General features: G+C 63.1%; 19 protein-coding genes. 7 read left to right on the forward strand and 12 right to left on the reverse strand.

Annotated features, from left to right (window positions below):
• Positions 1–48 precede the first annotated feature (48 nt).
• The gene (locus QCE64_RS26610) at positions 49–831 is read right to left on the reverse strand and encodes a carboxymuconolactone decarboxylase family protein (RefSeq protein ID WP_404987442.1); all 783 of its coding nucleotides are present in this window, start codon (positions 829–831) and stop codon (positions 49–51) included.
• Positions 832–981: 150 nt separating this feature from the next.
• Between QCE64_RS26610 and QCE64_RS26615 the strand changes: the two genes are divergently transcribed.
• The 6 genes from QCE64_RS26615 (at position 982) to QCE64_RS26640 (ending at position 8,083) form a co-directional block, all read left to right on the forward strand.
• Positions 982–1,893: a LysR family transcriptional regulator gene (locus QCE64_RS26615; RefSeq protein ID WP_310007113.1), complete on the forward strand. Its 912-nt coding sequence runs from the start codon at positions 982–984 to the stop codon at positions 1,891–1,893.
• Positions 1,894–2,068: 175 nt separating this feature from the next.
• The gene (locus QCE64_RS26620; RefSeq protein ID WP_310007115.1) at positions 2,069–3,079 is read left to right on the forward strand and encodes an aldo/keto reductase; all 1,011 of its coding nucleotides are present in this window, start codon (positions 2,069–2,071) and stop codon (positions 3,077–3,079) included.
• Between the two features lie 124 nt (positions 3,080–3,203).
• Positions 3,204–3,968 carry a glucose 1-dehydrogenase gene (locus tag QCE64_RS26625; protein ID WP_309924951.1) on the forward strand — a complete coding sequence of 255 codons (765 nt, stop codon included), beginning with the start codon at positions 3,204–3,206 and terminating at the stop codon, positions 3,966–3,968.
• 50 nt (positions 3,969–4,018) lie between these two features.
• The gene (locus tag QCE64_RS26630; RefSeq protein ID WP_310007117.1) at positions 4,019–5,008 is read left to right on the forward strand and encodes an aldo/keto reductase; all 990 of its coding nucleotides are present in this window, start codon (positions 4,019–4,021) and stop codon (positions 5,006–5,008) included.
• 666 nt (positions 5,009–5,674) lie between these two features.
• The gene (locus QCE64_RS26635) at positions 5,675–6,022 is read left to right on the forward strand and encodes a hypothetical protein (protein WP_310007119.1); all 348 of its coding nucleotides are present in this window, start codon (positions 5,675–5,677) and stop codon (positions 6,020–6,022) included.
• A gap of 231 nt (positions 6,023–6,253) precedes the next feature.
• Positions 6,254–8,083: a hypothetical protein gene (locus QCE64_RS26640; protein ID WP_310007121.1), complete on the forward strand. Its 1,830-nt coding sequence runs from the start codon at positions 6,254–6,256 to the stop codon at positions 8,081–8,083.
• A 14-nt stretch (positions 8,084–8,097) separates the two neighbouring features.
• On the opposite strand, the gene QCE64_RS26645 is transcribed toward QCE64_RS26640, so the two are convergent.
• The 11 genes from QCE64_RS26645 to QCE64_RS26695 all read right to left on the reverse strand — a co-directional run bounded on the left by QCE64_RS26645 (position 8,098) and on the right by QCE64_RS26695 (position 18,416).
• Complete coding sequence (locus QCE64_RS26645; RefSeq protein WP_309924955.1) at positions 8,098–8,370, reverse strand: DUF4148 domain-containing protein; 273 nt, start codon at positions 8,368–8,370, stop codon at positions 8,098–8,100.
• A gap of 173 nt (positions 8,371–8,543) precedes the next feature.
• A complete protein-coding gene (locus tag QCE64_RS26650; RefSeq protein ID WP_309924956.1) occupies positions 8,544–9,683 on the reverse strand; it encodes a porin in 1,140 nt (379 codons plus the stop codon).
• Positions 9,684–9,896: 213 nt separating this feature from the next.
• On the reverse strand, positions 9,897–10,949 hold the full coding sequence (locus tag QCE64_RS26655; protein ID WP_309924958.1) for a phage tail sheath C-terminal domain-containing protein: 1,053 nt from the start codon (positions 10,947–10,949) through the stop codon (positions 9,897–9,899).
• A 195-nt stretch (positions 10,950–11,144) separates the two neighbouring features.
• The gene (locus tag QCE64_RS26660) at positions 11,145–11,912 is read right to left on the reverse strand and encodes a glutaredoxin domain-containing protein (RefSeq protein WP_309933947.1); all 768 of its coding nucleotides are present in this window, start codon (positions 11,910–11,912) and stop codon (positions 11,145–11,147) included.
• A 63-nt stretch (positions 11,913–11,975) separates the two neighbouring features.
• A complete protein-coding gene (locus QCE64_RS26665; RefSeq protein ID WP_310007124.1) occupies positions 11,976–13,067 on the reverse strand; it encodes a TauD/TfdA family dioxygenase in 1,092 nt (363 codons plus the stop codon).
• A gap of 33 nt (positions 13,068–13,100) precedes the next feature.
• Entirely contained in the window at positions 13,101–14,096 is a 996-nt protein-coding gene (locus tag QCE64_RS26670; RefSeq protein WP_310007126.1) for a DUF6282 family protein, read from the reverse strand.
• 33 nt (positions 14,097–14,129) lie between these two features.
• Positions 14,130–15,026: an isocitrate lyase/phosphoenolpyruvate mutase family protein gene (locus QCE64_RS26675; RefSeq protein WP_309924964.1), complete on the reverse strand. Its 897-nt coding sequence runs from the start codon at positions 15,024–15,026 to the stop codon at positions 14,130–14,132.
• Positions 15,023–15,862, reverse strand: a complete 840-nt coding sequence (locus QCE64_RS26680) for an ABC transporter permease (RefSeq protein WP_309924966.1) — start codon at positions 15,860–15,862, stop codon at positions 15,023–15,025. The genes QCE64_RS26675 and QCE64_RS26680 overlap by 4 nt, the downstream gene beginning before the upstream one ends.
• The gene (locus tag QCE64_RS26685) at positions 15,859–16,659 is read right to left on the reverse strand and encodes an ABC transporter ATP-binding protein (RefSeq protein ID WP_309817681.1); all 801 of its coding nucleotides are present in this window, start codon (positions 16,657–16,659) and stop codon (positions 15,859–15,861) included. Before QCE64_RS26685 ends, QCE64_RS26680 begins: the two co-directional genes overlap by 4 nt.
• 48 nt (positions 16,660–16,707) lie before the next feature.
• Positions 16,708–17,460, reverse strand: coding sequence for an ABC transporter permease (locus QCE64_RS26690; RefSeq protein ID WP_309924967.1), 753 nt, complete (start codon positions 17,458–17,460; stop codon positions 16,708–16,710).
• Positions 17,457–18,416 (reverse strand): ABC transporter substrate-binding protein, encoded by a 960-nt coding sequence (locus QCE64_RS26695; RefSeq protein WP_309924968.1) that lies wholly within the window; start codon positions 18,414–18,416, stop codon positions 17,457–17,459. Before QCE64_RS26695 ends, QCE64_RS26690 begins: the two co-directional genes overlap by 4 nt.
• 107 nt (positions 18,417–18,523) lie before the next feature.
• Between QCE64_RS26695 and QCE64_RS26700 the strand changes: the two genes are divergently transcribed.
• Positions 18,524–19,252 (forward strand): GntR family transcriptional regulator, encoded by a 729-nt coding sequence (locus QCE64_RS26700; protein ID WP_309924969.1) that lies wholly within the window; start codon positions 18,524–18,526, stop codon positions 19,250–19,252.
• Positions 19,253–19,267 lie beyond the last annotated feature (15 nt).

Consider the following 19,267-nt stretch of genomic DNA (forward strand, 5'->3'; position numbering starts at 1 on the left):
ATTACCTCGGCATATCGGGCGATCGGTGCGGCACGCCGTGGCGGGACATCAACCCGGGCGGTGCGCAAGGACGTCCTTTACAACGGGCAGCGCTGTAAAGACATTGGGCCAACCGGCATAGAAGGCCAGTTGAGTCATCACTTCGGATGCCTGTTCCGCGGTCAAGCCATTGTCCATCGCGCGGTTCAGGTGATAGGTGAGTTGCGCGACCTGTCCCGATGCAACCAGCGCGCTGACGGTGACAAGACTGCGATCCCGTGGTGCCAGACCGGGTCTTAACCACAAGTCATTGAACAGCGTGTCGCGGGTGAATTGAACGACCCCAGGCGACACCATCCCGAAGTTCTGTTGCACCGTGCTTTCTCGCTGCGCCTCTGCGGCTTTGTCGAGAGGAAGAAGCTCGACGGTCGAGCTTGGCAACTGTGCCGCAGTGATTCCCCGTCTCTCGAATACGGTACTCGTCACTCTCGCAGCAGCGGTGGCGTTGGCCCAACCGGAATAAAACGCGAGGTGAGTGATGATCTCCGAGATTTCACTGGGTTTGAGTCCGCTGTCGAGCGCGAGATCGAGATAGAACGGCAACTCGGTGCTCTGATTTCGGACAGTCAGCACGGAGAGCGTCACGACGCTTCGGTCTCGTGCAGACAGTTGCGGACGCTTCCACAGATCGCCCAGCAGCACTTCGTTCGTGTATTGCTCGAGCGCAGGCGACACTTTGCTCATCGCGGCGAAGGCGGGGGTGGAGGTCGAGGTATCCCGACTGGACATATCAGGTTTCCTTTCGAGTTGCGAGCAGGCAGCAGTGCCGAGCGCCAGGGACAGTATTGCCATCGCACATATCCTCATTGACTGGATCTCCGGTAGCCTGGCCCGCATTGAAGTCATTCGATCAGCGCATCGCGCTTTGGCAGAAATCTATCGCGACCCGCTGTCTGCGACTAGAGGCTAGAATCGGCAAACACCTATGAAGTGAGTTCATCAATGCGACGCGAAAGCTACAACGACCTACTTGCACTTATCGCCGTCGCGCGCGAGCGCAGCTTCACGCGTGCCGCCGCGCAGCTCGGTGTATCCCAATCCGCCCTGAGTCATACCATCCGGGCGCTCGAAGCGCGGCTCGGTATGCGGCTACTGACCCGCACGACGCGCAGCGTGGCGCCAACTGAGGCTGGCGAGCGGCTCATCCGGACCGTCGCACCGCGTTTCGAAGAGATCGATTCAGAACTGGCGGCCGTGTCGGAGTTCCGCGACAAACCTGCGGGCACGATTCGCATTACCGCAACCGACCACGCGACAGAGACGATCCTGTGGCCCAGGCTGGCACCGGTCCTGCATGACTATCCGGACCTCAAGGTGGAAATCATCACCGACTATGGGCTCTCGGATATCGTGGCAGACCGCTTCGACATCGGGGTTCGACACGGCGATCAGGTCGCCAGGGACATGATCGCCGTTCGCCTCGCGCCGGCCATGCGCATGGCGATTGTCGGCACGCCGCAATACCTGAAGACGCGCGCGTCGCCCAAAAAGCCCCAAGACCTCACCGCACACAACTGCATCAATCTTCGCTTACCGACTTTAGGTAGCTTCTACTCGTGGGAGTTGAAGAAAGGCCGTCGCGAGGTGCAGGTTCGCGTCGACGGCCAACTCGCTTTCAGCGGCACCTACCAGATGCTGGCTGCGGCGTTGTCGGGCTATGGCCTCGCCTATGTTCCCGCGGACCTTGCCCAGCCGCACGTTGAAGCGGGGCGCCTCGTCAAAGTGCTGGATGACTGGTGTCCCACGTTCCCGGGCCTGCATGCGTGCTATGCAACCCGCCGCGAGTTCTCGCGCGCGATGACCGTCGTGATCGACGCGATCCGCTATCGCAAGGGTGATCCTGACCACGGGTAACGAAATTTATTCATGAATTCACTTCATGAGGTTTTGCCGTTTTACATGCTTTATCGCTAGAAACCCCTGCCCTATCATTTTCATACGGACGGCGCGAAACGCGCCAGTGAGCACGTCCCTTCACGATGTGCACGCAACGCTAACCGCAGGCACTGCCTGTATGGAGATGATGAGCATGCACTACCGACACCTAGGGCGAAGCGCCCTGAAAGTTTCGCCCCTGTGTCTGGGCACGATGATGTTCGGCGGCGAAACGGATGAAGCAGGCTCGCGCCGGATCATCGACAAGGCATACGATCAGGGAATCAATTTTCTGGACACTGCAGACGTCTATCACGTGGGTCGATCCGAGGAAATTGTTGGGCGCGCAATCGCGGAGCGGCGCAACGACTGGGTCGTGGCGACCAAGTTCGGGTATCCGGCTTCGGCGAACGCTCGCCCGAACGAGCAGGGGCAGTCGCGCAAATGGATCTGCCAGACGGTCGACGCCAGCCTGAAGCGCCTGGGCACCGACTACATCGATGTTCTCTATTTTCATCGCTCCCTGGTCGAGGCCCCGCTCGAAGAAGGGGTTCGTGCCATCGGCGATCTGATCCGCCAGGGCAAGGTGCGTTACTTCGGTCTCTCCAACTTCCGTGCGTGGCGTGTCGCGGAAATCGTGCGCCTGGCCGATCAGATGGGCATCGATCGACCCGTGGCGATCGAGCCGGTCTACAACCTGGTCGACCGTACCGCCGAGCTAGAACTGATGCCTGCAGCCGGCCATTACGGCATCGGCGTCGTGCCCTACAGCCCGCTCGCGCGAGGCGTACTGACCGGCAAATACTCGCCCGATGGCGCGCCCCCGGCCGATTCGCGCGTTGCGCGTGGCGACAAACGCATCCAGCAGACCGAGTGGCGTCCTGAGTCGCTCGCCATCGCGCAAAACGTCGCGGCGCACGCCGCCGCGCGCGGCACCCATGCGATTGCGTTCGCGATCGCATGGGTGCTCCGGAACCAGCTGGTCAGCTCGGCAATCGCCGGGCCGCGCACGGAAGCGCACTGGGATAGCTACATGGACGCTTTGACGCTGCAACTGGGACCGGACGACGAGAAGTTTGTCGACAGTCTGGTTCCTCCCGGCCATGCATCGACACCAGGTTATACGGATCCCAACTATCCGGTTGAAGGCCGCCGCGTCGGTTGACCCGTCCGCGCGTGAATCGTCGCGAACGCGGCGAATGCCCAACACGTGCAGGTGCGAGTCAGGGTCGGCAGCGACTCACATCATTGTTGAAGCCCCGTATCCGTAGAGGTCGGAGGAAAACATCTTGAACATCACTTTTGAAAACAAGGTTGCACTCGTCACGGGTGCGGGCTCCGGGCTCGGTCTCGCGACCGCAAAGGCGTTCGCCTTGTCGGGAGCCGCGGTCGTGCTGGCAGACCGGAACCGCGACGCAGTGCAGTCTGCCGTCGATGCATTGAAGGAGCTAGGGGCAAGGGCCCTCGCCGTGCAGTGCGATGTATCCGACGACGTCCAGGTGGAAGCCATGGTCGCGCAGACCGTGTCGACGTTCGGTCGGCTCGATGTCGCTTATAACAACGCCGGGGTACAGAACATTCTCGCTGAAACGGCCGACTCTCCGCGCGACGATTACGACCGCGTGATGTCGATCAATCTGCGCGGCGTATGGAGCTCCATGAAGTTCGAGTTGCAGCAGATGCGAAAACAGGGGAATGGTGCAATCGTAAACTGCTCGTCGCTCGGCGGTCTTGTCGGCGGTGCGGAGCGAGGCGCCTACCACGCGGCGAAACATGGCGTGCTTGGGCTCACAAAGAGCGCGGCGCTCGAATATGCGGCGCAGGGTATCCGGGTCAATGCCATCTGCCCCGGGTTGATCTGGACTCCCATGGCGGACCAGATGGTCGCGGGTGGCCAGGGGGCGGCACTCGAAGCCATGACAGCCACCATTCCGATGGGCCGTCACGGACGTCCGGAGGAAATCGCCGATGCCGTTTTGTGGTTGTGTAGCGAAGCATCGAGCTATGTGACAGGTCAGTCCATTTCCATCGACGGCGGCTTCATCATGCGATAAGAAGTTCTGCGCTGAGAAACCCACGCCAGTTGGGTTGAAGGAGAGAAGAGATGGAAAAACGCAAGCTGGGCCAAGGCCTGGAAGTGTCGGCGCTGTCACTGGGCTGTATGGGCTATGGCGTCGCCAGAGACATCCCGGACCGCACTGAAATGATTGCGGTCATCCGGACAGCAATCGAACGCGGTGTCGACTTTTTCGATACCGCGGAGGTCTACGGGCCCTTCACCAACGAGGAGATGGTCGGAGAAGCAATTGCACCGCTAAGGGACAGGGTGAAGATTGCAACCAAGTTTGGCTGGGATGTCGATGTTGATACCGGCGTTCATCACGGTGGCGTCAACAGTAGGCCTGCACACATCCGGGCTGCAGTCGATGGCAGCCTGAAACGGCTCAATGTGGATTACATCGATCTTCTCTATCAGCACCGGGTGGACCCTGCAGTCCCGATGGAAGAGGTCGCGGGCACGGTCAAGGATCTTATCCGCCAGGGGAAGGTGCGATATTTCGGCTTGTCCGAAGCGGGCGTGACGTCGATCCGGCGTGCCCACGCGGAGCAGCCCGTTGCAGCACTTCAGAGCGAGTATTCGCTGTGGACCCGGGAGCCGGAAGCCGAGATTATTCCCGTGCTCGAAGAGCTTGGCATAGGCCTGGTACCGTTCAGTCCCTTGGGTAAGGGGTTTCTCACAGGAAAGATCACGGAGGCAACGCATCTTGGCAGTGACGACTTTCGCAGCAAGATTCCGCGATTTGTACCTGAGGCCCGAAAGGCCAACGCAGTTCTGATTGGATTGCTAAGCAGTGTCTCGCAGCGGCACGAGGCGACACCGGCACAGATCGCCCTTGCATGGCTCCTGGCGCAGAAGCCTTGGATCGTGCCACTGTTCGGCACGCGCAAGGTCGAGCGCCTCGACGAGAATCTCGGCGCGTTCAAGATAAAGCTGAGTGCGGCGGATCTGGACGAAATTCAATCTGTCGCGTCTGAAATCGAGGTTCAGGGCGCCCGATATCCCGAGGCGATGATGAGGCTGTCAGGTCTATAGCGCGCTGTTACCTGTTGGGAGTGTCGCCGCTGTCGCCGAGAGATGTCTGGTGTCTTTTGCACGCCGGAAAACAGCCGTTCACCTGCGGCAGTCGAATGTCGGATTGTGGCCGACTCTCGTCCGACACGCATGTAAAGTTCATACCGACTCTCCCGTCCAACTACAAGGAGGCCGACGCCCGTTTCGGTTGCTGGCAGTGTTCATGCCCCAGCTTGCGAGCGATTACAGTTCTCCCTAGGCATTCGCATCTGATACGGCGTAATCCACTCTGCTGCCCGCAGACCGAGCTACATTGGTGCCAAGATGCGACCGGGCATGACTCGGTCGACAGGCCAGATTCTGTTTGCAGATCCCGATTTCCTCATACACACAGCCAGTACAGAAGTATTTGCATCGGGACGCACCGCGTTTGCGGACCAAAACCCATTAAATCAATTAGTTAGCCAAATCTCATAGAACAGTTTTGTTTTGCAACGAACCAGAATCCCTCGTCTGCACGAAAAATCCGCACGACCGGCCGTCAGACCCTGCAAGACACGGATGCCGCGCCATTTAAACGTCACATTGTTGACGCAACACCGACGCACCATGCTCACTGCACACCTCGCTCGATACGGCGCCATCCCTTGTTCCGAGCCCCGGCGTCATTGACCTGTGGAGTCGACCATGAATGGCAAGCCGGCCCAGCCCCCGTTGCAAGGCGCCCCGCGGACCTTTCCGCCGCGGCGCGATTTCTCGTCGCTCTCCGTACTCGATCTCCTGGAAGCCCGGGAAGCCCAGCACGTGCAGTTGTCGAATCTCGACAACGTCGTGGCCACGGCGATCGGCCGGTATCTCATTCATGAAGACGACTGGTACGCCGTCCATTCGCCGGAAGAGCCCCGCCCCGCCGATGTCGCGAAAGCATCGGCGTCGTGCGCGCGTGGTCGTGGCCTTGCGTGCTTGTCTTCGTGCGCGAGTGGGTCGAGTCCGAGCGCCTGGGCGGCAATGTCGTTCCTCGCGCGCTGTATCTGAGCGACGGACGCGTCGTCCCGACATGCGTCGTCCTCGCTCCCGCCGATGAAGAGGGCCGGACCGCCCTCCCCCGGCCCGTCCCAGGTGAGCCCGATGGTCGGCGGCGGTTATGCCTGCCTGCGAACCGATCAAGGCATCGAACGGATGGGCACGTTCGGATGCATCGTGAACAAGGACTGATCGTTCTACGCCTTGACGAGCCGGCATGTCGGCGGCGAGCCGGGACAGCCCGTGAGCGCTTACGTCGGCGATTCCACCCGGGAAGTCGGCGACGCCGTGAACCTCGGCCTCAGCAAACTCGCCTTTTCCGAAGCCTTCCCGGAGTTCCCGGTCCTGAAGGGCATGCTCAATTTCGATGTCGGCCTGGTTCGCATCAGCGATGTCTCGAACTGGACCTCGCAGGTCTTCGGCATCGGCGAAGTGGGCGAGAGCTATCAGGCGACGGCGGCGTCATTGACGCTCGACCTGATCGGCGCGCCGTTGCGCGCGTTCGGCGGCACGTCCGGCGTGATGGAGGGCGAGATCAAGGCGCTGTTCTTCCAGCCGCGCGGAACGGGAAGCATCGAGTATTCGACGGATGTGCTGATTGGTGCCCGCAAGCAAACCGGAACGCGGACGCGCCCTCAGGAACCTCCCTTCACCCGGCCTGGAGACTCGGGAACGTTGTGGTTCTACGATCCGCCCGGGACACCTCGCGAAACTCATCCCGATCAGCTCGTGCATGAGCAGGCGCCGGAACGCGGCGCCCTCGCACGGCGGCTGCGCCCGGTCGCGGTCCAATGGGGCGGGCAACGCTTCCGGCTCCCCGACGGCAAGGCCAGCGCCTTCGCGCTGGGCAGCTTCCTGTCCACCGTCTTGCGCGCGCTGGACCTGGAGCTCGAGCACGAATGGAGCACCGGTCACGACGAATACTGGGGCAAGCTCGGTCACTTCGCCATCGGCTGGAAGGCCTGCGAACTGCTGCAAGGCAAGCTCTCGACACTCATGCTGGCGAACCAGGCGCGGATCGGCTTCGATGACGCGACATTGGGACAAGGCAAGGCATTCAAGATGGGCAGCAATGCCTTCGTGCCGCTCGCCGATGTCCCCGACTACGTCTGGGTGCATGCTCGTCCAAACGAGCCGATACAGCATTTCGCGGACATCGACATCGTCGATATCGACGGCGGCAAGAGCATGCTGGACCGTTGTCATCAGGACAAGCGCAATTGTTCCGCGACGCAGTGGAAGGCGTATTTCGACGGCTTCGCCAAGGCAGGCACGGGGCCGGAAGAAGGTGCGCTGCCCTTTCGCGTGTGGCAGATCTGGGAGGCGATGGTGGCCTATCTCGAAGACGGCGACGTGCTGCGCTTCGTCGCCGCCGCCGGGATACTGGCGCACTACGTGGGCGATGCGTCCCAGCCGCTTCACTGCTCGTGGCTGCATCACGGCACACCGCCGCTCGTCGAACATGATGGCCGGCAATATCCCGTCCCGCGCAGCGCTGCCGCATTCAAGACCTTCTCCGGCAGCGCTGCCGCAAAGATTCACAGCATCTACGAGGAAGGCATGCTCGAAGTGGACCCGGTGGCGATGCTGGAAGGGGTCAACAAGGCCATTGCCGGCAGCGAGGCCGATGCAGGCGTGGCGGCCACCGGTCATGACGCCGCAAGCGCAACACTGGATCTGATGTACGCGGTCCACCAGCGCCTGAGCCCGCAACGCATCATCGATGCCGATGACCCGGCGCTCAATGTGCCGCAGCGGCAAAAGCGCCTGTGGGCGAACGATCCGATCCGGAAAGCCACGATCGCGTCGCTCGCCGACAGCGTCAAACTGCTCGCTTCACTGTGGGCGTCGGCGTGGGCGGCGGGTTCCGGCGATGCATGGGCGAAGAACAAGTTGATCGCGTTCTCCGAGTCCGAGCTCGCCGACATCTACCGGCACGACGAGAGCCTGATCCCTAGCCTCTCGCTGGATGAGATGGCGTCCAGCGGCAAGTTCGAACCCCCGGCGGCCACCGAACCCCATGGCGACGGCGCGCTTCCTGTGAAAACGCCGGCAAGAAAGAAGCGCGCCTGATGCTGCTCGCTCGCTCAACGGGCGATGGCACCCGCCTGCGACACACCGTTCCAGTCGGCTCCATACCCGCCGACGGCAGCCTGATGCGCCGCCTTGTGGAATTCCGCGGCCTGCATCTCGCCTTCGGGGAAATAGGCCCAGGCAGTCGGGCTATAGCCGGCTTTCTCGGCCTGGACCAGGTCGGCGCGCACTTGCGCGCGGGTGAGCGGCTGTGAATTTGCCTGCGCGAAGGTGATGGCCGGAGCGGCAACGGCCAGCGCAATGACGGCCCTGATGAGCGATTTCATGGCAAACCCCTGTGTTGCGGCGCGCTGCGCCCACGGTGTACTCGACTCGTGGGAAAAGCTTAGCAGCGCGCCGGGACAGGGTAAATGCCGGAGCGGTCAACCGCATCGGGAAGTCAGCGCGGCGTCATTCGATCGAACGTTCATGAACAGCTTCGTGACAGCATCGCGAGGCTTCAGAAGGTATGCCGGATACCCGCGATGATCGAGATCTGGCCGCCGCCGGCCGGCGGACTGGCCGTGGGCGACAAGGTGGTCGCCGCGAGTGCGAGGGTGCCCGAGTTGTTGATGTGCTCGCCGGTCAAATAGACCAGGGTCCGCTTGGACAACAGGTACTCGCCGCGCAGCACTTCGACGAGCGCCTTGTTGGGCGACTGATCGTATCTGAGCTGGGCCACCATGCCGTCGATATGAAAGAACGGATTCACCGGCACGGTGCCCGACACCCAGAACAGATTGCTTCGGGGCGTCGCGATGCCGTCATCGAGGCGCCGTATCCAGCCGACGCCCAGCTTGGTGCCGTGGAACTTGACGTAGCCGCCCAGCGTGATGCGGGCATCGGCCTTGTCGGGCGAGGTGAGACCGCCCCACGTCGCCGCCGTGCCGCCGTAGTTACGCTCGTAGGAGGTGGCCACGCCCCACGTGTGCGCGTCGTACTTGAGCAGCGCCGACCATTCCCGGCACTGGTTCGACGGCGTGGTCTGCCCGGGACAATTCGTGGCGACCGAACTGTTGCCCGCCACGGCGTCGCGGCCAAAGCTGTAGTTCACGCCGCCTTCGAAGTCGCCGAGGAAGTAGCGATAGCTCACCGAGTTGTCGGCCCGCGCGTTGGCAATGCCGTTGTCCAGCGTCGTGATGCCTTGCGCACCCGTACCGAACGGGTTGATGAACGACACGCCATAGAAACGCATCGTGTACTGGCGGCCGAAGGTGAGCCGCCCGTATTTCCCGTCGATGCCCACATACGATTGACGCCCGAACAGGCGGCCGCCCTGCCGCGAGGCGCCGTTGGTCGGCTGAAAACCGCCTTGCAGGTCGAAGATGGCGCGAATGCCGCCACCGAGATCCTCGACCCCGCGAATGCCGAAGTAGGAGGTCGCGGTGCCGTCGCCGGTGCGCCAGCTGTTGGTGGTGGCGTTCTTGCCTTTCGCCACGTTGTTGACGAACTCCACGCCCTGATCGATCAGGCCATAGATGGTGACGGAGCTTCCGCCCAAGGGCAGCGGTGCGCCCGAAGTCGGGACTTCGGCATTCGCCCATGTGGGAGCGATGCTCATGCATGCTGCGCAGGCCCACGCTGCGGTCGGGTAATTCATGATCGACGCTGTCTCCTTGACGGGATCCGTGCTTGACCTCGCCGGCGCGACAGCAATCGCCTTCAGGTATGGATCACGTTCTTTTCATGTGTGTTTGTAACGCACTGAAATTCTGCCAGCGGGAGACGACGTCGAGATTGAATAAAACTGCGTGTCGATTGAAGGAATGGTTAAGGCGTGGGTCCGTCCGGAAGGCGCCGCTTCATGAGGCGTTCAAGCGGCTTCCACGGTCTGCGTGAATTGCAGGACGATGAACTCGGCAGGCCGCGTCGCCGCCAGACCGATCTTGACGATCATCTTGCCTTGAGCGATGTCGTCGGCCGACATGGTGATGTCCTTGCCGATCTGCACGAAGTACGCTTCGTCGTCGGATTGGCCGGCCAGCGCGCCCTGCTTCCACAACTGATGCAGATAGCTGTTGATGGCGGATCGCACCTTCTCCCACGTCAACGGCGTGTTCGGTTCGAAGACCATTTCCTTCATGGCGTTGTCGACATCGCGTTCGACGCTGTTGAACAGACGGCGTACCGGGATGTAGCGCCAGTTGTCGCTGTCCTCCAACGTACGAGCGCCCCAGACTACCGGAGCGTTATCGTTGAACGAGCGGATCATGTTGATCGCGCGGCCGCTGGTGTACTGCGCCTGGAGGTCGTCCGTCACTGTGTAAAGCGGTGTATAGCCAGCAGGCAAGGGCATGTTGGCCGGCGCCTTCCAGACCCCTCGCTGGCGATCGTTCCTGCAGTAGAGGCCGGCCATGACGGCGCTGGGAGGGATGTCCGCTGTACTCCAGTTCGTCTTGAGGAAAGGATAGTAAACCGCCCCGCAAGGATTCGATGGATAGCCGTCGGTCGCATTGGCGCCCGTTATTTCGTCCTTGGGTCCATCCAGAATCTTGAAAAGCGAAACCGGCAGGTGGTCGAGGTGGAATCGCATGTCCTCCATCTTTTCGCCATTCGCAACCACCAGCGTAACGACCGACTCAAGCGCCTTGGCTGCGGTGACCAAATCATAGTAGTTCACCGCATAACAAGGCCCGCCGCCTGATTCGAAATAGGCCCTCAGACCCGCGAACTTTGCATTATTCAGGTCGACGTTGTCGGACTGGTACAAGGTCACGTCAAGCCAGTTATTAAAGCGAATTGGCGCCTTCGAGAAATAGGCGCTCATGCATATCAACGGCACCGCCGTCGAGAGCGTGTTGACCGTTGCAGCAAATGAAGCGTTTTCCTGCACGTAGACACCGGGGTAACTCGTCACGACGGTCATGGGATCGATCTCCGCCTAAAGTGGTGACATTCATTATGCGAAGATCCGCGGACAACTCCTAACCAGCAGCACAAAATCACGCTTTTGCGCAGAGTCTTGATTCTCCTTCCGATTCCGAATCTTTCTCAAGACAATGCCGGAAGATTTCAACCAAAGCAGTGATGCTCTGCATGCCACTACTCAGGCAGCACGCCCTCACCCCCACACTTCCTCCGGCAGCGGCAACCCTTCGAGATCCCCCGCGCTCAACGGCCCATCCGGCGTCACGCCCTGCGTCTCCAGCATCAGCATGATCTGCCGCGTGTGCTGCGTGGCGTGCCATGCCGTGCGTTCCAGCACTTCGTGGAAGGGTCGCGTGCCGTAGTAGGTCTGCACCGTGTAGTTCACCCCGGGGTCCGCTTCAGCGGCCCACCATGCATCGAAGCGGCGATGCACGTCGTCGCCCCAGCGGCGGATGTCGTCGGCCGTCCAGGTCTCGGGCGGTATCTCGTCGAAACTCTCGAAGCGCAGCAACATGCCCTGCGACGCTTCCATGCCCATTTCAGCGATGCGATACACGTGATAGCACAACTGCGCGGGCGTGCGACGCCGGTCGCGAAACGGTTCGTGCAAATGCTCAGGCGCGAACTGGACCACGTAACGCGACACGGCGCTCATCACCGTGTCGAGCCGTTGCACCAGCATGCGCGGCGGCAAGGGCTCCGCGAGCGTCGTGCGCAGGTCGAGAAACTTCACCACGTCCTTGAGCGACTGCGCGAACGTATAGCGCGCGCCGATGGACACCACCGGCACGCTGCGCACGCCCAGCGCGAACAACTCGGCCTGCGCCTCGGGATCGTTATGCACGTCGCGCGATTCGAACTCGACGCCCTGCTGGGTCAGGAACTCCTTCGTGCGCAGGCACGACGAGCAGCCCGGCTGCCAGAAGACCTTGATGCGCGCACTCGTCGCGATATCGTTCATGAGTCTCCTCCGTTGCGTTGCAATGCATCGCGCGAGATCAGGCCACTCAACCACGCACCCGCGCTAGTCGTAAATGCGCATCGCCATCTCGTGATGCGCGGCGATGCGCGCCTCGAACGCGCGCGTCGCCTCCGTGATGTTCACGCCGCGAAAACCGCCGCGCACCGCCTTGCTCGCCACGTCCTTGTAGGTCGGCAGAAGGCCCTGAGCGAGCGGCTGCGCATCCGGGATCGCCAGCCATAGACGATACAGCAGACGGCGCCGCCCCGGTTCCGGCCAGTCTTCGTAGCTGGTGCGCGAATGCAGTTGCGTATGGTTGTTGAGGAACTGCATGTCGCCCGGCTCGAGATGCATCGAGAAGCGCACGTCCTCGCGCGCGAGGATTTCGTCGAAGAGATCGAGCGCCTCGATTTGTGCCTGCGTCAGGCGCGGCAAGTCGGGAAAGCCGTCCTGCGCGCCCTTGATATGGTTGCGCACATGACGGCACGCAAAGTGCCCTTCCGTCACCGAGAACACCGGCGACTCGTACCACAGCCCTTCCTCCGGCGCCTGCTCGCCCTGCCGGCTGAAGATGAACGGCTCGTACAGCACCGCGACGAGATCGGGACGTTGCTGAAGCATCACGTTATGGGCATGCACCGAACTCGCGATCAGGCTCTCGCCGCCGCGCTTTGCCGCATTCACGCACATGAGCCCGACGATGTCCGCATTGTCCGCATGGAAGTCGAGCTTCGAGTTCGTGTTGTAGCCGCGGCCCGTGGTGCTGCGGTAGGTGCCGCCGGCATCGGTGACGTCGGACATGAACTGGCTCTGCTTGCCCTGCGGACGCGGCACGCCCATGTGCAGGCCGAGCCCCCAGAACAGCAGGCGCAGATGCGCCGGCTCATGACGCGCCACCGGAAAGCCGCGCAATACCATCACACCGAGTCCCTGCTGGGTCTCGTCATGCACGACAGCGAGCGCGGCGCGCCCGGCGGCGCCGAGCGGAAAGTCTTCCACGCCCAGATCGAACAGATCCTTGCCCGATGCCACCGCCGTGCGCATCGCCGTTTCGAAATCGGCGATGGCGTCGTCCGACAAACGATGAAACCACGCCTCGGTCTGCGCGAGGTCCGGTCCTTTCCAGCCCGCGCGGCTTGCAACCTGCTGAATCATGAAGCTCGTCTCCTTTTATCGGTCCAGGTTCGCTCAAATCGCAAGCTGTGCCGCACGGTACGCGTCCTGTTCGGCGTCGAGCTTCGCGAGCCGGTCCGCATCCATGCCGAGCATGCGCGCCGGATTCTCGCGCACCATCTTGCGCACCGCCGTCTCGGACATGCCCAGTGCGAGGAACGTGCCGATCAGCATGCGCATGGTCTCCGGACCCGGCGGCGACCATTCGAAGAAGTAGTCCGTCGTCAGGATGACCTTGTCCTCGCCGATATCGCCCACCACATCGGCGAAGTCCTTCGGCTTCATGCGCATCAGCGGCGGCAGGCAGCCGAGCGCGCAGAACTCGCACACTGCGCCGAGCGCGCACATGTCGCGGATTTCCTGGCGGTTCGCGCCCACCGAGTTGCTGTCCGGATGCGAGAAGATCACTTCGTTGATGCCGTAGTCCTTCGCTTCCAAAGCGAGCGCGATCGACTCCGTCGGCGAAACGTGTCCCGTGCAGATGGTCATGCCGTACTGGCGCGCGCAGTCGAGACACTCGCGGGTTTCCTGCAGCAGCTTGCCGTTGGAACCCGTCAGGCGGATGCCCTTGCCCGGCCGCAACGTGCCTTCCGCGCGGTCGAGGAAATGCCGCAGATGCCGGCTCATGCCGCCGCGCTCGATGTCATGCTCGGCGCTCCAGGTCGGCATGAACACGACCTTGGCGCCCTGCTTCGCCGCGCTTTCGATCGCCAGCGGATTGAGCCCGCCCACCGCGTAATTCAGCGTGATGCTCGGGAAGATCTCGATGCCCGGCACCAGGTTGCTCAGGTGATACGCGCGGCCCACGGTCGGGAACATGTGCGACTTCAGCACGATGCCGAGCATGCCGGCATTGCGTGCGATCGACATCTCGTCGATGTCTTCCAGACGCGTCTTCGCCTCGAAGCTGATCTCCGGGAAGCCGTGATGATGCAGGTCGATGGCGCCCTTCAGGATGCGGTCAGTGGCGGTGGCGCCGCCCGGCGGATACGGATAGTAGTTCGATGTCATGCGTGGGGTCTCCAGTATCGTTCGCTACGTGCGTTACGCGAGACGCTTCTTCACGTCCGCGAGAATGTGGGCCTCGAACTCGCGCATCGTCTCGATGCCGAGCGCGCTGTTGGTCTGCGCGAGGCTCGCCATGCGATCGACCCATGCGCGCGAGTCGCCGCTATGCTTGAGATCGGCAAGAAAGTCCTCGACGATGCGCACGGTCAGGCGCACCGTGCTGCTCGGGAACAGCGCGATGGCAAAGCCAAGCTCCTGCAGTTCCGCCGCGGAAAGCAGCGGCGTCAGCCCTGATTCCGACATGTTCGCGACCAGCGGCCCGCCCGCCAGTTCGCGTCCGATGATCTCGAGTTCCTCGAGCGACTGCGGTCCGTCGACGAACACGACATCCGCGCCCGCATCGCGGAACATGCGGCAGCGTTCGAGCGCTTCGTCCAGCCCGTGCGGACCGCGTGCATCGGTGCGCGCGATGATCACGGTGCCGGGATCGTTGCGTGCTTCGAGCGCGGCGCGCAGCTTGCGCAACGCCACCTCGCGCGACTCGACGATCTTCGCGTCCATGTGGCCGCAGCGCTTCGGCCAGGCCTGATCCTCGATCTGGATCGCGGCCACGCCCAGGCGCTCCATGCCCTGCACGGTGCGGATCATGTTGGTGACGTCGCCGTAGCCGGTGTCGCAATCGACGATCAGCGGCACGTCGGCGACGCGCGTCGTGGCGAGCACGGCGTTCTCGATCTCGCCGTACGCAACCAGCCCGATGTCCGGCACGCCGTAGCGCGAAGCCGCCGTGGCATAGCCGCTGAGATACGCGGCTTCGAAACCCGCGCGCGCGATCATGCGGATTTCCAGCGGCGAGCCGCCGCCCGGCACCACGACGATGTCCTTCCGTTGCAGACGTTCGCGCAACACGCTGGCATGCGATGCAGATTTCATGACTTGTTTTCAGGTTGGGGATAGCGCCGCGACGCGATCCGTTGCAGGAAATTGACGAGCTGATCGAGGGCCACAGCGAGCACCAGCACGAGCAGCACGCCGAAATAGACGTTGGGGGTATTGAAGAGCGTGCGGTTCTGCGTGATGACGAAGCCGATGCCCGAGGTCGCGGCCATCATCTCCGCGACCACCACGCCGATGGCCGTCATCGCGCTGCCGAGACGCATGCCCGACAGCACCGAAGGCACCGCGGCGGGCAGCATCACGTGCCGCACCAGCTGCATGCGGCGCGCGCCCATGCTGCGCGCCGCCACGAGCAGTTGCCGGTCCACCGTGCGCACGCCGGCGGCGGTGGCGAGCAGCATCGGAAAGAAGCCGTAGACCGCGCCGAACACGATCTTCGATTCCATGCCGATGCCGATCCACGCCGTCAGCAGCGGATAGAGGATCACGAGCGGCACCGCATACAACGACGACGCCAGCGGCAACAGCGTGTCGCGCAGCGCGGCCACGCTGCCGAGCAAGAGCCCGCACGCGCCGCCCACCACGAACACGATGGCCAGCGCGGCCGCCATCTCGGCCACCGTGGACGCGAGGTTCATTGCGAACATCGGCCCGTTGTCGAAACCGGCCACGAGGGTCGACGACAGTGGCGCGAGCATCACTTCGGGCACCCAGCCGAGACGCGGCGCCAGTTCCCAGAAGGCGAGCAGCAACACGATGCAGACGAGCCGCAGCGCCGCTGCACTCAACGCGGGACGGCGCGGCGCGCGTTCGGCTGCTGCTTCTGCGGCGGCGGGCGCGTGCTTCGTGCGGACCAGGGGCTGCGAGATCATGCGTGCTCCACGGTACGGATGAGTTCCCAGATCTCGTCGCGCAGTTCGCCGAAACGCGCGGTCGCCATCGTCTTGAAGGTGCGCGGACGCGGCAGGTCGATCTGGATGCGCTTGATGACGCGCCCCGGACGCGCCGCCATGACCACGACTTCATCGCACAGATAGACCGCTTCCGTGAGGCTGTGCGTGACGAATACCACGGTCTTGCGATGCTGCTCCCAGATGGACAGCAGTTCGTCGCCGAGCGAGAGACGCGTCTGTTCATCGAGGGCGGCGAACGGTTCGTCCATCAGCAGCACGCGCGGGTTCTGACAGAAGCCGCGCGCAATCGCCACGCGCTGCTTCATGCCCCCGGACAGTTCGTGCGGACGGCGGTCGAGGAAGTCCTTCAGCCCGACGCGCGCCAGCATCTCGCGCGCGAGCGGCCGGCGCGTCGCCACGTCGATGCCGCGCAGTTCCAGCGGAAACTCCACGTTCTCCAGCGCGGTCTTCCACGGCAGCAGGCTCGACTCCTGGAACACGACGCCGATTTCCTCCGGCTCCGGCTGCGTGATGCGCCGCTCGCCCACGCGGATGCAGCCCGCGCTCGGCGCGAGCAGGCCGGCCATCATCATCAGCAGCGAGGACTTGCCGCAGCCGCTGGGACCGACCAGGCCGATGAACTTGCCGTTGTCAATGCTGAACGATACGTCGTCGAGCGCGTGGACCGGCCCGCTCTTCGATTGATAGGTTTGCGACACGCCGTCGATGTGCAGCGCGGCGGTCTCGTTGCGAGAGAGTGCGTTCGGTGTGCTCATGCGAATTGTGTGTGGTCGTGGGGTTGTGCGGATTTCCTGAGCCGCGCGTCAGCCGCGCCAGGCGCCGACCCGATGCTCGTACCAGCGCAGTGCTTCGTTCACCATGATCGACACGAGGCTCGCGAGGACGATGCCCGCCAGCAGGCTGACGATGTCGAAGTTCATGCCCCAGTTGGCGATCAGGTAGCCCAGCCCGGCGCGCGACACGTACATCTCCGCGAACAGCACGCCGGTGATGTTGAAGATCATGCCGAGGCGCAGGCCTTCGAGAATCACCGGGAGCATCGCGGGCAGATACACATGGCGATAGATCTGCGCACGCGTCGCGCCGAACGAACGGGCCGTGCGCACGTAGTCCACCGGCACGCTCTGCGCCGCCGCGATGGCCGCGACCACCAGCACGAAGATCGCCTGGAACATGCCGAACGCCACCTTCTGCGAGAAGCCCATGCCGAGCGCGAGAATGAAGACCGGCAGGAACACCGACTTCGGCACGCTCGACATGAAGTAGAACAGCGGCCGGAAGGCCGCGCCCCAGTACGCGTTCTCGCCGAGGAACAGGCCCAGCGCGATGCCCACCGGCGTGACCAGCACCACCGCCAGCATCACCTCGCCGAGCGTCACGCCGAGGTGATGCAGCGATTGCGCATCGCCGAGCAGATGGATCATGCGCGCGAAGACTTCGGCGGGTCCGGGAAGCAGCATCGGATCGACGAAGCGGCCCGCCACCGTCAAATGCCACGCGAGCACGAAGCCCGCGATGATCGCCGCCTGCGTGAGACGTCGTGCCCAGGGGCTCATGGCGTCACCGTCTTCACCGGCACGAAGCGCGTGGTGAACAGGTCCTTCGCGGGCGGCGTGTCGTTCATGCCGGCGAGCTTCGCGAGCTTGAGCGATTCCTCGACCCATTCGGCCTTGATCGAACCGTCAGGCGAGAGGCCCTTGATGGTGTTGTCGTATTCCAGCTTGGCGATTTCCGGCGGCAGGCCGGTCTGCTTCTGGATGAACGCAATCGTCCACTCGGGGTGCGCCTGCATGTAGACCACCGCGCTGTACAGCGCGATCAGCGTCTTCTTCACGCCGTCGGGATTCTTCGCGAGGATGTCGTCGGAGGCCATCCACACGTCGGGCACGTTGGCCGGCATGGCCTTGCCGAAATCGACCAGACTGCGGCCCGTGCCCGCCTGCAACACCTTGTAGCTGAGCGGCGGATACGCGACGATCGCATCCACGTTGCCCGACAGCAGGTTCGGCACCATGCCCGGACCGCCCACCGGAATGCGGTTCACCGGCGCGCCCGCTTCGTTGGCCGCCCACAGTCCGAAGAAGTCGGTCGTCGAGCCGGTGGCCGAGATGCCCACCTTCTTGCCCGCGAGATCCTTGACGGTCTTGAGCGGCGAATCCTTCTTGACGATCACGTCCCAGCCGCGCGGCGTCAGCGAATCCGCACCGACGATGGTCGCCTTCACGCCGCGCTTCTTCGCCAGCGCGAGGCCCGGCGGAAAGAAATTGACGATATCCACTTCGTTGGCGGCCAGCGCCTCCATGCAGGCCGCGCCGCCGGGAAAGCCGGTGAACTGCGTCTGCACGCCGACCTTGTCGAACAGCTTGAGCTCCTGGGCGGCCATCACGGGCAGCACCGGCCCGTAATTGCTCGTCCCGCCGATACGCACCACGTCCGCCGCATACGCGCCCGCCGCGCACATCCACCCCGATACCGCCAGCGCCACCGCGCCCAAGCGCATCAAACCCTTCATGTTGTCTCCGAATTTGTAGTGTTGTGGATCAAAGTGTCGAACACTTTTGTTTGAATTAAATGTTAAAACGTATGGCGCGTCAACGGAAACTGTTGGACAATCCGCTCATGGACTTCCCTCATATCCCCCTTCCCGCCGCTGCCGAAGCCGACATCGAAAGTGCCGGCCGCTCGGGCGAAACCGTCGAGCGCATCGCGGCCGAACTGAAAAGCCGCATCCTCGAAGGCCGGCTCGTGCCGGGCCAGCGGCTGATTTCACGCGACATCGTCGAGCAGCTCGGCATCAGCCGTGGTTCGCTGCGTGAAGCGTTCCGCCGGCTGGAAGCGGACGGTCTGATCGATGTCGTGCCGAATCGCGGCGCGGTGGTGCGCAGTCTGTCGGCGGCGGAAGTAGCGCACGTCTATCAGATTCGCGAGGCGCTGGAAGGCTATGCGGCCCGCGTGGCGGCGCAGAACATCGATGTCGGCGACAACCGCGCGCGCCTGGTCGCGGTGCTGGAGCAGGGCCGCGTGCACAACGACCGGCCGGACTTCCAGCGTTTCATCGTCGACAACCGGGCGTTCCATCAGGAAATCGTGCACATGTGCGGCAATCCGCAACTGGGCGAACTGATCGACAAATATCAGCTGCCGGTTTTCATGATCCAGTTGCGCCAGCAGATCGGCAGCGCGCAGATGATGAAGAACGCGCTCGCGGAACATGAGGACATCGCCGAGGGCATCCTCGCGGGCAATGCGGACATGGCCTATCAGGCCATGAAGCGCCATCTCTGGCATTCCGCCGACCTGATCCTGCAACTGCCCGCGCTCGCGGGCCTGGGTGCGCCGCTGAGCTGAGATCGCAGTCTGAAG

The organism is Caballeronia sp. LZ043 (assembly GCF_031451075.1).
In the GTDB taxonomy this organism is placed as follows: domain Bacteria; phylum Pseudomonadota; class Gammaproteobacteria; order Burkholderiales; family Burkholderiaceae; genus Caballeronia.